This is a genomic window from Corynebacterium sp. HMSC056F09 (assembly GCF_001815785.1).
In the GTDB taxonomy this organism is placed as follows: Bacteria; Actinomycetota; Actinomycetes; order Mycobacteriales; family Mycobacteriaceae; genus Corynebacterium; species Corynebacterium hiratae.
In genome coordinates, this window is the sequence record NZ_KV821901.1 from 25643 (window position 1) to 39684 (window position 14042).

Annotated in this window: 13 protein-coding genes; 7 read left to right on the forward strand and 6 right to left on the reverse strand. The window is 64.6% G+C overall.

Features of this window, described 5'->3' with window-relative positions; all coding sequences use genetic code 11:
* Positions 1 to 66 precede the first annotated feature (66 nt).
* The gene (locus HMPREF3056_RS03335) at positions 67 to 2955 is read right to left on the reverse strand and encodes a (Fe-S)-binding protein (RefSeq protein ID WP_070754097.1); all 2889 of its coding nucleotides are present in this window, start codon (positions 2953 to 2955) and stop codon (positions 67 to 69) included.
* Between the two features lie 112 nt (positions 2956 to 3067).
* On the opposite strand from HMPREF3056_RS03335, the gene HMPREF3056_RS03340 reads away from it, so the two are divergent.
* From HMPREF3056_RS03340 to HMPREF3056_RS03350, 3 genes are read left to right on the forward strand one after another with little or no spacing between them, the layout of a single operon-like run.
* A complete protein-coding gene (locus HMPREF3056_RS03340; RefSeq protein WP_049154769.1) occupies positions 3068 to 3640 on the forward strand; it encodes a DUF6230 family protein in 573 nt (190 codons plus the stop codon).
* A complete protein-coding gene (locus HMPREF3056_RS03345) occupies positions 3630 to 4094 on the forward strand; it encodes a DUF6114 domain-containing protein (protein WP_232745439.1) in 465 nt (154 codons plus the stop codon). The genes HMPREF3056_RS03340 and HMPREF3056_RS03345 overlap by 11 nt, the downstream gene beginning before the upstream one ends.
* On the forward strand, positions 4087 to 4689 hold the full coding sequence (locus HMPREF3056_RS03350) for a hypothetical protein (RefSeq protein ID WP_070702679.1): 603 nt from the start codon (positions 4087 to 4089) through the stop codon (positions 4687 to 4689). Before HMPREF3056_RS03345 ends, HMPREF3056_RS03350 begins: the two co-directional genes overlap by 8 nt.
* Here HMPREF3056_RS03350 and HMPREF3056_RS03355 read toward each other — a convergent pair.
* The 3 genes from HMPREF3056_RS03355 to HMPREF3056_RS03365 form a co-directional block, all read right to left on the reverse strand.
* A complete protein-coding gene (locus HMPREF3056_RS03355) occupies positions 4686 to 6623 on the reverse strand; it encodes an ABC transporter ATP-binding protein (protein WP_070754098.1) in 1938 nt (645 codons plus the stop codon). The genes HMPREF3056_RS03350 and HMPREF3056_RS03355 overlap by 4 nt on opposite strands.
* Positions 6624 to 8342, reverse strand: coding sequence for an ABC transporter ATP-binding protein (locus HMPREF3056_RS03360; RefSeq protein WP_070754099.1), 1719 nt, complete (start codon positions 8340 to 8342; stop codon positions 6624 to 6626). It abuts the gene before it with no gap.
* A gap of 163 nt (positions 8343 to 8505) precedes the next feature.
* A complete protein-coding gene (locus HMPREF3056_RS03365) occupies positions 8506 to 8922 on the reverse strand; it encodes a methylenetetrahydrofolate--tRNA-(uracil-5-)-methyltransferase (protein WP_070754100.1) in 417 nt (138 codons plus the stop codon).
* Between the two features lie 160 nt (positions 8923 to 9082).
* On the opposite strand from HMPREF3056_RS03365, the gene HMPREF3056_RS03370 reads away from it, so the two are divergent.
* The 3 genes from HMPREF3056_RS03370 to HMPREF3056_RS03380 are packed head-to-tail and all read left to right on the forward strand — an operon-like array spanning position 9083 to position 12056.
* Positions 9083 to 9865 (forward strand): phosphoadenylyl-sulfate reductase, encoded by a 783-nt coding sequence (locus HMPREF3056_RS03370; protein WP_070754101.1) that lies wholly within the window; start codon positions 9083 to 9085, stop codon positions 9863 to 9865.
* Positions 9865 to 10761, forward strand: coding sequence for a sulfate adenylyltransferase subunit CysD (cysD, locus tag HMPREF3056_RS03375; protein WP_010188641.1), 897 nt, complete (start codon positions 9865 to 9867; stop codon positions 10759 to 10761). Before HMPREF3056_RS03370 ends, cysD begins: the two co-directional genes overlap by 1 nt.
* The gene (locus HMPREF3056_RS03380) at positions 10761 to 12056 is read left to right on the forward strand and encodes a sulfate adenylyltransferase subunit 1 (protein ID WP_070754102.1); all 1296 of its coding nucleotides are present in this window, start codon (positions 10761 to 10763) and stop codon (positions 12054 to 12056) included. The genes cysD and HMPREF3056_RS03380 overlap by 1 nt, the downstream gene beginning before the upstream one ends.
* Before the next feature lie 31 nt (positions 12057 to 12087).
* Here the strand turns inward: HMPREF3056_RS03380 and HMPREF3056_RS03385 are convergent, their stop codons facing one another.
* Both HMPREF3056_RS03385 and HMPREF3056_RS03390 read right to left on the reverse strand, forming a co-directional pair.
* Positions 12088 to 12720 carry an LppP/LprE family lipoprotein gene (locus HMPREF3056_RS03385; RefSeq protein WP_070511000.1) on the reverse strand — a complete coding sequence of 211 codons (633 nt, stop codon included), beginning with the start codon at positions 12718 to 12720 and terminating at the stop codon, positions 12088 to 12090.
* A gap of 59 nt (positions 12721 to 12779) precedes the next feature.
* Positions 12780 to 13271 (reverse strand): LppP/LprE family lipoprotein, encoded by a 492-nt coding sequence (locus HMPREF3056_RS03390; RefSeq protein WP_070511002.1) that lies wholly within the window; start codon positions 13269 to 13271, stop codon positions 12780 to 12782.
* 111 nt (positions 13272 to 13382) lie between these two features.
* Between HMPREF3056_RS03390 and HMPREF3056_RS03395 the strand changes: the two genes are divergently transcribed.
* The gene (locus HMPREF3056_RS03395; protein ID WP_046647134.1) at positions 13383 to 13961 is read left to right on the forward strand and encodes a nucleosidase; all 579 of its coding nucleotides are present in this window, start codon (positions 13383 to 13385) and stop codon (positions 13959 to 13961) included.
* The last annotated feature ends 81 nt before the right edge of the window (positions 13962 to 14042 follow it).

Sequence of the window (14042 nt, forward strand, 5' to 3'; positions counted from 1 at the left end):
GTAGAGCGTACCTGTGCGAAACCAGGCATGCCTAGCTCACGCGGCGCTGCTGTGGTTGACGTCGCACTAGTCTTTGCTTTCCGACGCCCCCTCTTCCGACACGCCTGGCGCCTCCGGAGCCTTCGGCACGGCGCCCGCGTTTGGTGCACTCGGTGCTGTTGGTGCAGGCGGTGCCTTCGGCACCGAAGGAGTATCCGTGGGTGCTTGCGGTGCGTTTGGTGCAGCGGGGGCACTGGGAACGCTCGACGCTGGTGCCGCCGGTGCACCGGGAGCGCTTGGCGTTGTTGCAGCCTTGGGTGCCGCCGGTGCAGTCGGTACAGCTGCAGCGTTTGGCGACGATGGTGCACCGGGCGCCTGGGGTGCGGCTGGTGCCTGCGGTACAGAGGCTGCGTTCGGTGTCGGAGTGTGTGCAGATGGAGCTGCGGGTGCGTCTGGCACGGACGGTGCGGTAGGTGCTTTGGGAGCACTCGGCGCTGTAGGAGCGGTTGGAGCTCCTGCGACATGTGGCGCAGCTGGGGCCTGCGGTGGACTGGGAGCTGTTGGAGCAGATGGACTCTGTGGTGCACTGGGAGCAGAGGGCGCTTGTGGCGCAGATGGAGTCGAGGGTGCTGCAGGCGTGTTCGGCGCGCTGGGGGCAGTCGGCGTTGATGGTGCCTGCGGTGCAGCGGATGGAGCCGTTGGCGCGCTCGGCGCGGCAGGGGACGTTGGCACTGCCTGTGGTGCGCTGGGCGCGGCAGGTGCTTGCGGTGCGCTCGGCGCAGACGGAGCTGCGGGCGCGCTGGGGGCAGTCGGAGGTGTCGGCGCCGCAGACGTACTTGGTGCAGCGGTGGGGGCCTGCGGAGAGCTTGTTGGGGCAGATTCCGCAGCGAGTGTTTCCGGGGAAGGTGCGGTGGAATCTTCCACGGGCAGGCGGCGGGGAGTGTCGAGGAAGGCCTTCTCGCGCGGGGCGGGAAGGTCGCCGGAGGGGGCAATGGCGTCGCGAAGCATGAGCGCCACATCGCTGACCTGTGTCTGCGGCGCGATGGACTTCACACCACCCGTCAGCATGACATTGCAGAACGGGCAGCCCGTCGCAATCTGCTCGGCACCGGTCGCCACGGCCTGCTCCGAGCGGAACTCGTTAACTCGCTTGCCCTGGTTTTCTTCCATGAACATGCGCGCGCCACCGGCACCGCAGCAGAAGGCCTCGTCGCGGTTGTGGTCCATCTCCGCCAGCGTTGCGCCGGTCGCCTCGACGAGTTCACGCGGCGGGTCGAAGACCTTGTTGTGGCGGCCCAGGAAGCACGGGTCGTGATACGTGACGGGTCGGCGGTTCTCCGGGGAACGCGGCACCGGCACGAGCAGCTTCTCCCGCACCAAACGGTTGAGCAGCTGCGTGTGGTGCAGCACATCAAAGTGGCCGTCGAAATCGGGATACTCGTTGCGGATCGTGTTGAAGCAGTGCGGGCACGTCGTGATGATTTTGCGCTGGCCTTTGGGGACGCCGGCGAAGGCGTCGTTAAGCGTGGCAACATTCTGCTCCGCCATCACCTGGAACAGGAACTCATTGCCAGCACGGCGCGCCGGGTCACCGGTACAGGTCTCGCCCGTGGCCAGCACACCGAACTTCACGCCCGCAGTGTGCAGCATGTCCACCACCGCGCGCGTCGTAGCGCGGCCCTTGTCGTCGTAGGCACCCGCGCAACCGACCCAGAACAGGTACTCCAGGTCCGAGAAATCAGTGGCGTCCTCGCCGATGATCGGCACCTCGATGCCGTCGGCACGCGCCTCATCGATCCACGCGCGGCGCTCCGAAGCGTTGCGCCCCCACGGGTTGCCCTTCGTCTCCATGTTCCTAAACAGCCCGGTCAGCTCCGACGGGAAGTCGGACTCCGCCAGCACCTTGAACCGGCGCAGGTCCGCCACGTGGTCGATGTGCTCGATATCCACCGGGCACTGGTCAACGCAAGCACCGCAGTTGGTGCAGGACCACAGGACGTCATCATCAATCGTGCCGGCCATCGCCAGCACGTTGAGCCCCTCATGCGGGTTGTAATTATCCAGCGCGCTCTGGCGCAGGTCCATCATGAGCTTCTTCGGGCTCAGCGGCTTCTCGGTGTTCCATGCGGGGCACAGGTCCTGGCAGCGGCCGCATTCGGTGCAGGAGGAGGCGTCGAGAAGCATCTTCCAGCTTCCCGGTTCGAGGTCCTCCAAATCCGGCGTGGGGAGAGCACCCAGCGCCCTCTCACCGTCGGCGTTGCGCTGGAAGAAGATGTTGAAGAAGGCCAGGAAGCGGTGCCACATCACGCCCCATTGGAAGTAGTGGGCGATGCACGCGATGAACACTAGGCCCGTGAGCAGCTTCACCAGGGCGAAGAACTGCACCATGCTTGGCGACGCCTGCATAACCCCCGCCACATGCATCGACAAGAAATCAGCCCACGGGGAGCCACCGCCGTACGTGGCGATGGCGGCGGCCTTGACGGCGAGCATGCCGAGGCCTTCGAGGAAGACGATGGCCTCCACCAGGCGTGCCGGGAAGACCTGCGAGTTGTAGAAGCGGCTGCCGCGATCGGTGTGGCCGAGTTTCAGGCGCACGCCGATGAGGAAGCAAATGCCGAGCACGGTGCCGATGGCGAGGACCTCTTCGATGAAGTGGTACACCGGCCAGTCGCTGAGCCACGGCCAGCCTTTATCGGGCGCGAAGGTTTGGATATAGGCTTCGAACCACACGATGGCGCCGAAGAGGAAGCCCACCATGACGAGCCAGTGCGCGGCATTGACCAGCGGGCGGCCTTTGAAGTGGGTATGGCCGAAGACTTCGATGAGCACGCGGCCAAGGCGCGCCAGGGGCCGGTCGGTACGGTTCAGCTGCGTGGGCCCGCCGGAGCGGATGAACCGAAACAGCGCCGTGAGGCGGTAGAAAAAGTACAGCCACACCGGGACTGATGCGGCGATGGCAACCCAGCCGAACATGCGCGCTCCTTTAATTGCTGCTGTGCGTGCCTCCTACCTTAAATCCCCCGGCCCCAAATCAGTGAGTCAGCATTCAGCTATCATCTTGAGGGCTAAGAATTCAGGAGGCGTTGTGGGCAGAATCAATGTTCCGAAGGCCGCGGTGGGCCTCGTTGCGGGCTTCGCAGCATTCGGAGTGGCCGGAGTTGCGGTTGCGCAGGGCGGTCTGACGGCGAATCTGGCGCTCTCGGGTACGTTCTTCAACGTCAACATTCGTCACTTGGAAGGCGATGGCTTTTCCTTGTTTGTGGATAGCGACAAGAAGGGCGAGGAGGATGTTCCCACCGCGCGGCTGAAGATGGAACACGCCGTGGCCTCGGATTTGTGTCTTTATGTCACCACTGACCTGCCTGCGGTGGGGGAGTCCACGCTCGCGCTCAAGGCGAAGGGCGATAACAGTGTGGAGGCCACTGGTCTCCTCGTTGGTGCGTCGAATATCGAGGGCTCGCTGGTCATGCAGGACGCGAACGTGGGCATCGACGCCAGCCAGCTGTCCCAGTCGGCCGACCCGGGGACGTGGGGCCTCTATGCCAAGCAGGTTTCGCTGACTGCCGACGACGTGCGCGCCACCTCCATCGGCGCGAAGACGCTATCCGCAAAGAATGTGGGCGTCTCTGTGGAGCGGGGCCGCGGCAATGTCTGCTGATCACGCTAGGGATTCCGACGCAGCACTGCATGGAGCAGAAGCGCCGGATTCTCTCGATGTTGACCAGGCTGTAGCTCCCGCGGCAGCCACAGGCGGGGCGTGGGGGCGGTTTAAGACGTGGCGCGCTGGGCGGCCGTTTATTCCGGGGCTGCTGCTCATTCTTTCGGGCATCGTCATCGCTATGCCGGCCTACTTCACGGTGCAGATCTCGGACCTGCTCGTCATGATTTCTACCGTGTCGGGTGTGTCCACCCTGCTTATCGGGGCGTTGCTGGTCATGTTTGGCCTTGGCGCGTGGTTCCGTCCCACCACTGCGACGTACCTGGGGGTACTGGGCATCATCGTGGCGGTCATTGCGCTTCCCACCTCCAACTTGGGAGGCTTTCTCATCGGTTCGCTACTCGGCATCATCGGCGGCGCGCTGACCTTGGCCTGGGAGCCCAGCGATGGTTAACGCTTCGAGGCGCGAAGCTGCCCGACCGGCGCGCGTGAAGGTCGGGGTAGCCGTGCTCAGCGCGCAGATCCTGGTGAGCAGCGCGGGACCAGTCGGGGCGCAGGTTGCCCCAGCGCAGCCTTATTTTTCCACCGTGCGAGCGGACGAGGTGACTCTGACGGGGAACGTGAAAGCCACATTGGGTACGATGCCCACCCGAGACGGCGAGGTGCGCGTTATCGAGCTCACCGGAGAGCGCCTTGCCGTGCGCAACCTTGCCATCACGCTGCCGGGCAACGCCGGCGATGGCCTGCTCACCACCGGCGGGGCCATAACGACGGTGGAGCCCGCGCGCATCGTGGCGACCTCGCTGACCGCCACGCCCACCGTCGAAGGCGCGCGCACCGTGCCCGTCACGGCAGACCTCACCGGCGGTGACATTAATGCCGTCCTCGACCAGCTCGGTATACCCCAGCCGAATCCTGTCCCAGACGCCGAGCTTCCCGACGCCCTCATGGAACACCTCTCCCTCACCGACGTCACCCTCGAGCTAGCAAACCTCACGGGTGACACGTTCTCGGCCCCGACGATGTCTGTGACCGTCGACGAGCTCTAGTCTTCGCGGAACTGGGACTGGTGGAGGCGCCAGTAGGCGCCGTGGGCGTCGAGAAGCTCGGCGTGGGTGCCCTGTTCGACGATGCGGCCTTCTTCCATGACGATGATGAGGTCGGCGTCGCGAATCGTGGACAGGCGGTGCGCGATGATGAAGGACGTGCGGTCCGCGCGCAGCGCATTCATGGCCTGCTGAACGAGCACCTCGGTGCGGGTATCCACGGATGAGGTGGCCTCGTCGAGGATGAGCAGCGCCGGTTGCGCCAGGAAAGCGCGGGCGATGGTGATGAGCTGGCGCTCGCCGGCGGAAATCGCGCCGCCATCCTGGTCAATCTTGGTGTCATAGCCATCGGGGAGGGAATGGACGAAGCGGTCCACGTAGGTGGCCTTCGCGGCGGCGATGACCTCCTCGTCGGTGGCGTCGAGGCGGCCGTACCGAATGTTGTCCATGATGGTGCCCTCAAAGACCACGGCGTCCTGCAGCACCATGCCCACCTGGGAGCGCAGCTCGCGGCGCGAGATCTGCGCGGTGTCCACACCGTCGAGGCGGATGGTGCCCGAATCGATGTCGTAAAAGCGCATGATGAGGTTGACCAGCGTGGTCTTGCCAGCACCCGTGGGGCCGACAATGGCCGCGGTCTGGCCGGGCTCCACGCGCAGGTTGAGGTCCTGGATGAGCGGCTTGTCGGGGCTGTAGGAGAAGTCGACGTCGTCGAACTCCACGAGCCCCTTCGCACGCCCACCCAAGCGGGAGGTGGACTCCTCGGCGGGCTCTTCCTCGGCGTCGAGGAATTCGAAGACGCGCTCTGCCGAGGCCACGCCCGACTGCACCTGCTGCATCATGCCGCCCAGCTGGCCCAGCGGCTGGTTGAACTCGCGCGAGTACTGGATGAAGGCCTGCGCGCCGCCCAACGTCAGCGTGCCGGAGGCCACCTTCAACGCACCCAGCACCGCGATGACCACGTAGGACAGGTAGGAGATGAACTGCATGATCGGCATCATCATGCCGGCCAGGAACTGCGCCAGCGAGGCGGAGCGGAACAGCTCCTCGTTGCGCTTATCAAAATCCTCCGTCATGGAATCGATGCGCCCGAAGACGGTCGCCAGGTCGTGGCCCGAGAAGGCTTCCTCCACCTGCCCGTTGAGGTCACCGGTGGCCTTCCACTGCGCCTTGAATTGCTTCTGCGCGCGCGAGCCAATCACCGCGATGACCACCGCCGTCAGCGGCAGCGCCAGCAGCGCCACGAGCGCTAGCTGCCAGGACACGGTGAACATCATGACCGTGATGCCCACGACCATGAGCAGGTTATAAAACAGCTGCGAAATGGCCTGCTGCAAGGCGGACTGGATGTTATCGGCGTCGTTGGTGGTGCGCGAGAGGAGATCTCCGCGCGACTGCGTATCGAAGTAATTGAGCGGCAGCGCATTGAGCTTGGCCTCGATGCTCTCGCGCAGGTCGAAGACGATCTTCATGACCATGGAGTTGAGCAAGTAGCCTTGCCACCACTGGAAGAGCGAGGACACCACGTACATCGCAATCACGATGCCAATAATCGTGCCCAACGTGGAGAAGTCGATGCCGAAGCCCGGGTTCAAGTCCATGGCTGAGGCCATGTCGGCGAACTTATCCTGCCCGCCCGCGCGCAACGCCGCGATGGCCTGCTCCTTGCTCATCCCAGCGGGCAGCTGGCGGGAAATGACGCCGGAGAAAATGACGTCGGTGGCCTTGCCCATCACCTTCGGCGCGGCCACGGCGAGGAACACACAGATGATGTTCATCGCCGCAATCGCAAACAGCTGCACCTTAAACGGCGCAAGCAGACCAAAGAGGCGCTTGGCGGAGGGCCAGAAGTTCTTGGCCTTGCGCGGGGCGTTCTCGCCGGTCTTCTCCTCGATTGTGGTGTCTTCACTCAACGTAGCGTTATCCTGCTCAGCCATTTATGCCACCTCCGAGGTCTTCTGGGATTCCACAATCTCGCGGTACGTCTCGGAGGACTCGAGCAACTCCCCGTGCGTGCCGCGGGCCACGACGCGCCCAGCGTCCATGACCAAAATCTGATCTGCATCCACAATCGAGCTCACGCGCTGCGCCACGATGATGGTTGTCGCCTCCGCGGTGTACTCGCGCATTCCGGAGCGCACGGCGGCATCCGTCAGTACGTCGAGCGCGGAGAAGGAATCATCAAAGAGGTACACCAACGGGCGGGCGACGAGCATGCGCGCGATGGACAGGCGCTGGCGCTGACCACCCGAGACGTTGGTGCCGCCCTGCGCGATGTGCATGTCGAGGTCCTCAACGAAGTCAGCTTGCGCCACGCGCAGCGCGTTCCACAGCTCCTCGTCGGTGGCCTCCGGCGCACCCAGGCGCAGGTTGGAAGCCACGGTGCCGCTAAACAGGTAGGGCTTCTGCGGCACGAGGCCCACGCGCTTGACGACGTCCTTCCGCGCCATCTCGGCGATATCGGTGCCGTCGAGAAGCACGCGTCCCTTCGTCGGGAGGTAGAGGCGCGGGACGAGGGAGAGCGCGGTGGTTTTGCCGGAACCGGTCGCACCGATGAGCGCGGTGGTGGTGCCGGGGGTGGCGGTGAAGGAGACGTCGTGAAGCACGGGCGCCTCGGCGCCGGCGTACTGGAAGGAGACGTTGTCGAACTCGACGACGCCTTCGGAGTGCTCCGGGGTGCGGGGCTGGTCCGGCTCGGTGATGGAGGGCTCGTGCTCGAGGACGTCGGTGATGCGGCGCGCGCAGATGACCGCGCGCGGGAGGATCATCGCCATGAAGGTGCCCATCATGACCGCGGCGAGGATCTGCAGCAGGTACTGCAGGAAGGCGGTCAGTGAGCCGACCTCCACGAGGCCCTCGTCCACGCGGTGGCCGCCGAACCAGAGGACCGCGCCCGTGGCCACGTTGAGGATGACGGTGATGATGGGGAACATGAGGATGAACAGCTGGCCGACCTTCAGGGAGAGGTTGGTCAGGTCGCGGTTGGCGGTGCGGAAGCGCTCGGCTTCGTGCTCCTCGCGGGTGAAGGCGCGGACGACGCGGATGCCGGCGATTTGTTCGCGCAGGGTGCCGTTCATGACGTCGAGCTTGCCTTGCCAGGCGCGGAAGAGCGGCATGAGCCGGACGATGATGAGGGAGATGGCGGTGAGCAGCACGATGACGGAGACCGCGACGAGCCAGGACATGCCGGCGTCTTCGCGGATGGCCATGATGACGCCGCCGATGGACATGATCGGCGCGGTGACCATGAAGTTGAGCATCATCATGTAGACCATCTGGATTTGCTGGACGTCGTTGGTGCCGCGGGTGATGAGGGTGGCGGTGCCGAAGTTGCTCATGTCCTCGGCGGAGTAGCGGGTGACGCGGCGGAAGATATCGGAGCGCAGGTCGCGGCCCAGACCCATGGCGGTGCGGGAGCCGAACCAGATGGCGGCGATGGCGGTGAGGACTTGGACGAAGGCCACGATGAGCATGATGCCGCCGGTGCGCCAGATGTAGTCGATGTCTACTTGGGCCACGCCCCTGTCGATGATCTTCGCGTTGAGCGAAGGCAGGTAAAGCGTTGCCGCGGTGGATAGCGCTTGGAGGAGCAGCACCGCGATGACGTAGCCGGTGTACGGCTTGGAGCGGGATAAAAGGATGCGAACGAGTTCCATGTGCCAGCGTTTCGTGCGTGTTGGCGGCCGCGCCGGGCCGCTGGAGAGCATTGACCGCGCAAGTCTATCCCGCTAGACGCGAGCGCGTCTAGCGTGGGTATGGGCAGCAGGCATCCCTTATGGCTGCGCGAGCGACTAGCTCGCGCGCTCGCGCGCTCGCGTGCTAGAAGCACACCGGCGCGCGCTGGGCGCGGGCCGCGACGGTAGCCCAATCCTCGACGTCGTCGGTGGGCTGGCACAGCCCCTCCCATGTCGTGATGGCCACGCCGCGGGCCATGAGCTCCAGCAGAACCAGGTGGCGGTCGCCGGAAGCGGAGAGCTGGTTGAGGTCCGTGTGGCTAATATCGGCGTCAGGGCCAGTGCCCACGCGGACGTTGCCGATGAGTCGCAGGCGCGGCGTCGTCCCCTTCGGGCACGGCGAGGCGGCGGATTCCGCGCCGGAGAGTCCGGCGAAACGGCGCAGCAAACCAAACGGCGCGGGGCGCTCGCAGTAGAGGTCCACGCACAACCCGGCTTTGATGAGCCGCTCGGCGGTGGAGAGTGCTGCGGGGCCGTCCCCGACGATGGCAACACGCTGCATGAGAACCCCTTCGGTTCGAAAAATAGACTGTCTAGTCTGTAAATCTAGTCCGCTCGGTTCATTCTGGCTAATTTTTATTCTTCCTAGTACCCAAGCTCACAGCCCTCGCACCCCTCTGTGGGGCTGCACGCAAGCCCAGCTGCCTTTAATGTGAGGAGCCATGACCGAATCAACTAACCTGCTGGACCGCGGCGACTACCGCGACCCCAGCATTAGCCCCGAAGGCACCCGCGGCACCGCGCCGCTCGAGCCTGCCGTGGCCCAGCGCAACCAGGAACTCGTCGACGAGTGGGCCGATAAGCTCTACGATGCCTCCGCCGAAACGATTACTGAGTGGGCCGCCGAGCACGCGCCGGGCCGGCTTGCCGTGACGATGTCTATGGAAAACACCGTGCTGGCCGAGCTTGCGCACCGCGCCCATTTAGACGCCGACCTGCTCTTTATCGATACCGGCTGGCACTTTCCGGAGACGCTTCAGGTGGCGGGGGACGTCGCCAAGCGCTATGCGGACCTGCCGCTGGTGACCGTGCGCCCGCTGCTCAGCCCCGAGGAGCAGGACAAGATTTATGGCCCGCGCCTGTATGCGCGCGACGTTGCGGCCTATAACCGCATGCGCAAGGTGGAGCCGCTCAACATGGCCATGGACCCGTACGTCGGCTGGGTCACCGGCCTGCGCCGCGCCGATTCCGAGCACCGCGCGAACGCGCCGGCGCTGAGCCTGGACCGCACGGGCCGGCTGAAGATTTCCCCGATTATTACCTGGGACCTCGACGACACCGACGCTTATATCAAGGAACACGATCTCATCATCCACCCCCTCACCCTGCAGGGCTACCGCTCCATCGGCTGCGCGCCGTTGACCTTCCCGGTAGGCGAGGGCGAGGATGCGCGCTCCGGGCGCGTTTTCGCTGACGGCAAGACAGAATGCGGGTTGCACGAATAATGACTCTTTCACCACACCTTAAAGACTTAGAGAACGAATCCCTCCACATCCTGCGCGAAGTCGCCGGGCAATTCGACAAGGTAGGCCTGCTCTTTTCCGGCGGCAAGGACTCCGTCGTCGTCTTCGAGCTCGCCCGCCGCGCCTTTGCGCCCGCTACCGTTCCCTTCGAGCTGATCCACGTCGATACCGGCCACAACTTCCCGGAGGTCATCGACTTCCGCGATCAGCTCGTCGCCGAGACTGGCGCGCGCCTGCACGTCGCCCACGTCCAGGATTGGATCGACCGCGGCGACCTCCAGGAGCGCCCCGATGGCACCCGCAACCCGCTGCAGTCCGTGCCGCTGGTGGAGACCATCGCCGAGCGCGGCTACGACGCCGTCCTGGGTGGCGCGCGCCGCGACGAGGAACGCGCCCGCGCCAAGGAGCGCATCTTCTCCATCCGCGATTCCTTCGGCGGCTGGGACCCGCGCCGCCAGCGCCCGGAGCTGTGGGACCTCTACAACGGCGGCAAGATGGCCGGCGAAAACGTCCGCGTATTCCCCATCTCCAACTGGACGGAGTCCGATATTTGGGAATACATCGGCGCGCGCAACCTGCAGCTTCCCTCCATCTACTATTCGCACCAGCGCGAGGTATTTAACCGCAACGGCATGTGGCTGACCCCGGGCGAATGGGGCGGCCCGCGCGAGGATGAGCCGCTGGAGACTCGCACCGTGCGCTACCGCACCGTGGGCGATATGTCCTGCACCGGTGCCGTGGAATCCACCGCCGCCTCGCCTGATGAGGTGCTCGCGGAAATCTCCATTTCCACCCTGTCCGAGCGCGGTGCCACCCGCGCCGATGACAAATTGTCCGAGTCCGCCATGGAGGACCGCAAGAAGGAAGGCTACTTCTGATGACGACCACCACCCTTGCGCCGAATGTCGGCGCGCTCAAGCAGCGCGATACTCTGCGTCTGTGCACCGCCGGCTCCGTCGATGACGGCAAGTCCACCTTCGTGGGCCGCCTGCTCTATGACACCAAGTCCGTGCTCGCGGACCAGGTGGAATCCATGGAGCGTTCTTCTGCCGACCGCGGCTTCGACGGCATGGACCTGTCGCTGCTTGTCGACGGCCTCCGTGCCGAGCGCGAGCAGGGCATCACTATCGACGTGGCCTACCGTTACTTCGCCACCGATAAGCGCACCTTCATCCTCGCCGATACCCCGGGGCACGTGCAGTACACGCGCAATACGGTGACCGGCATGTCCACGTCCCAGGTGGTGGTGCTGCTTGTCGACGCCCGCAATGGCGTCGTCGAACAAACCCGCCGCCACCTCAACGTGGCAGCACTCTTGGGCGTGCGCCACGTGATTCTGGGCGTGAACAAGATCGACCTGGTGGACTTCGACGAGGCCACGTTCCGCGCGATTGAGGCGGAGTTCAACGAGGTCGCCGCGCGCCTGGGCATTACGGATTCGGTGGTCATCCCGATTTCTGCGCTCAAGGGCGATAACGTGGTGGAACGCTCCACCACCATGGACTGGTACGAGGGCCCGACGGTCCTCGACACGCTGGAGACAGTCCCCGTGGCGACCGGCCGCGCTGATGACCTTGACCTGCGTTTCCCCATCCAATACGTCATCCGCGAGCACGCCTCCGACTACCGCGGCTATGCCGGCCGCGTGAAGGCCGGGCACGTGGCGGTGGGGGATGAGGTGACCCTGCCGGGCGGGCGCACCTCGACGGTCACCGCGATTGATACCACCGATGGCCCGCTTGGATCCGATGAGGTGGCGCGCGCCGGCGACTCCGTGGTGCTGCGGCTGGCCGACGAAATCGACTTGGCCCGCGGCGACCTCATCGCCGGCACACAGCGCCCGGAGGAGGTGCGCGAATTCGCCGCCACCGCGGTGGTCTTGACGGAAAAAGAGCTGCGCGCGGGACAGATGGTGAAGCTGCGCTATGGCACCGCGCTGGTCAAGGCCCGCGTGGCCTCGGTCGATCGGGTGCTGGATTTGGATGGCGTGGCCGATGTTGAGGCCCCGGAATCCGCAGCACTCAACGACATTGCTTTCATCACCATCCAAACCCAAGCGGAGCTTCCCGTGGAGAACTACGCCGCCCGCGGCGCGGTGGGCAATTTTCTGCTCATCGATCAGTCGAGCGGCAACACGCTGGCCGCGGGCTTTGTGGGCCAGCGGCTGCGCTAACGGTTGCGTTGCGGCGGCCGAACCGCCGCACTTAGCTTCCCGGCGGGACGTCGCCAGACATGATGACCTTCTGCTGGCCGTCGTCCCAACGGAAGCCCGCATTCGTTTCGCCGGTGTGCCCCGCATTAGATTCGCCCTCGCGCGGCCAGTGGTAGGTCACGGCGATTTCGTTCCCGCTGACCTGCTCTACGGTAGGGAAGAAGCCATAGGGCTCGGCGGTGGCGGTGCCCAGGTACTCGCCCTTGTGGAAGAGCATGATGTGGTACGGCGAGGAGGACGTTCCACGCTCGATGCTGATGGTCTGCCAGCTCAGCTCCGCGCAGGGATCGAACTGCGAGAAATCCACCAGCGTCCAGTTGTTGTCATTCCACGGTGGAACCGTGCCAATGCCTGATTCATAGGCCGCGTGGGCGTCGATATCCTGGCAGGATTCCGCATCGTCTGTAGGGGACTCGGCGGGCAACGTCGGCGAGGCACCCGCGGCCGGCGACGATGCAGCGGGGCCCTCGGCGCCCTCTGCGTTATCCGGAGTGCTATCCGTTGCGCTGCTCTGCACGGAATTGAACATCGGCGAGTCCGCAGAATCCTGCGCCGCGTTGTCCTGGGAACAGGCGGCCAGCGGGAGGCAGATAAGGGCAGCGCCGATGAAGGCGGACCTAAACATTGATGTTCCTTTCCTAGTGTGTGCGCCTCATATAGGGCGCACGACTAGCTCTATCTTATCTAGCCCATCGGCGGAACATCGCCGCTCATGATGACTTTGTGCTGGGCCTCGTCCCAACGGAAGCCGGCGTGTGTCTCTCCCGTCGGCGCGGCATTGGCATCGCCCTCTTGTAGCCAGTGATAGGTTACGGAAATCTCGTTGCCATTGACCCGCTCCACGCTGGGGAAGAAGCCATAGGGCTCGGCGGTGGCGGTGCCGATGTACTCGCCGTAGTGGAAGAGCATGATGTGGTGCGGCGAGGAGGCCGTTGCACCTTCGATGGAAATGGTCTGCCAGCTCAGCTCCGCGCATGGATCGAAGTGGGAGGAATCAACCAGTGCCCAGTTGTGGCCATTCCACTGCGGAACCTGGGCGATGTTGTCGTTGAAAGCCGCGTGGGCATTTCCTGCCTCGCAGACTACGGGGCTGGCTTGGGCTTCTTCGGGGCTGCTGCAGGCGATAAGGGGGAAGCACAGCAGTGCGGTTGCGGCGAATACTCGTGGGGTGAACATGGTGTTCTCCTTTCTGAGGTCTCGGTGTGGTTCCAGACCCTACAAGTGGCCGCAACGCTCAGAACAGAGTTGTGGAGAGCATTCCTCGGGCCAGAAGGTAGTCTCGCAGGCATGGAGAATCTTTCTGGTCGTACCTTGTTCGTCGCCGCCGTGGACGCTGAAGCCACGCATGTGCCGGAAGGAGCGCCGCTGCTTATCACGGGTATTGGCACGGTGCCCGCCGCCATCGAGCTGACGGCGGTTTTGGCTTCCGCGCAGCAGCTGCCGGAGCGCGTCATCAATATCGGTACTGCGGGCGCGCTTCGCGACGATCTCGCTGGCGTCTTCGAGATCTCCCACGTTCGCAAGCACGACTTCCACTTGGAGGTGCTCAGCGACGTCTCCCGTTATCTCCTCCCCGAGGTCATTGAGTTAGAGACCTCCGGAAAGCTGCCCACTGAGACTCTGGCGACGGGCGATTCCTTCATCTCGGATACCCCGACCCGCACGCGCCTTGCCCAAGATTCCGCGCTGTGCGATATGGAGGGCTACGCCATCGCCGCGGTGTGCCGAAAGTTCGGTGTGCCGTGCACGTTGCTCAAGCAGGTTTCGGATACCGCGAATGAGGAATCCTATGGCTCGTGGGCTTCGGTGCTCGACCGCGCCGCGGAGGAGCTGGCCGTCGCTTTCGGCACGGTAACCGCGGACTAGGCCCTCGACACGGAAACTGCCCTAGCCGCCAAAGTTATGCCCCGCCATTGAGGCGGGCTCAGGTGGTGAATGCATCTATAC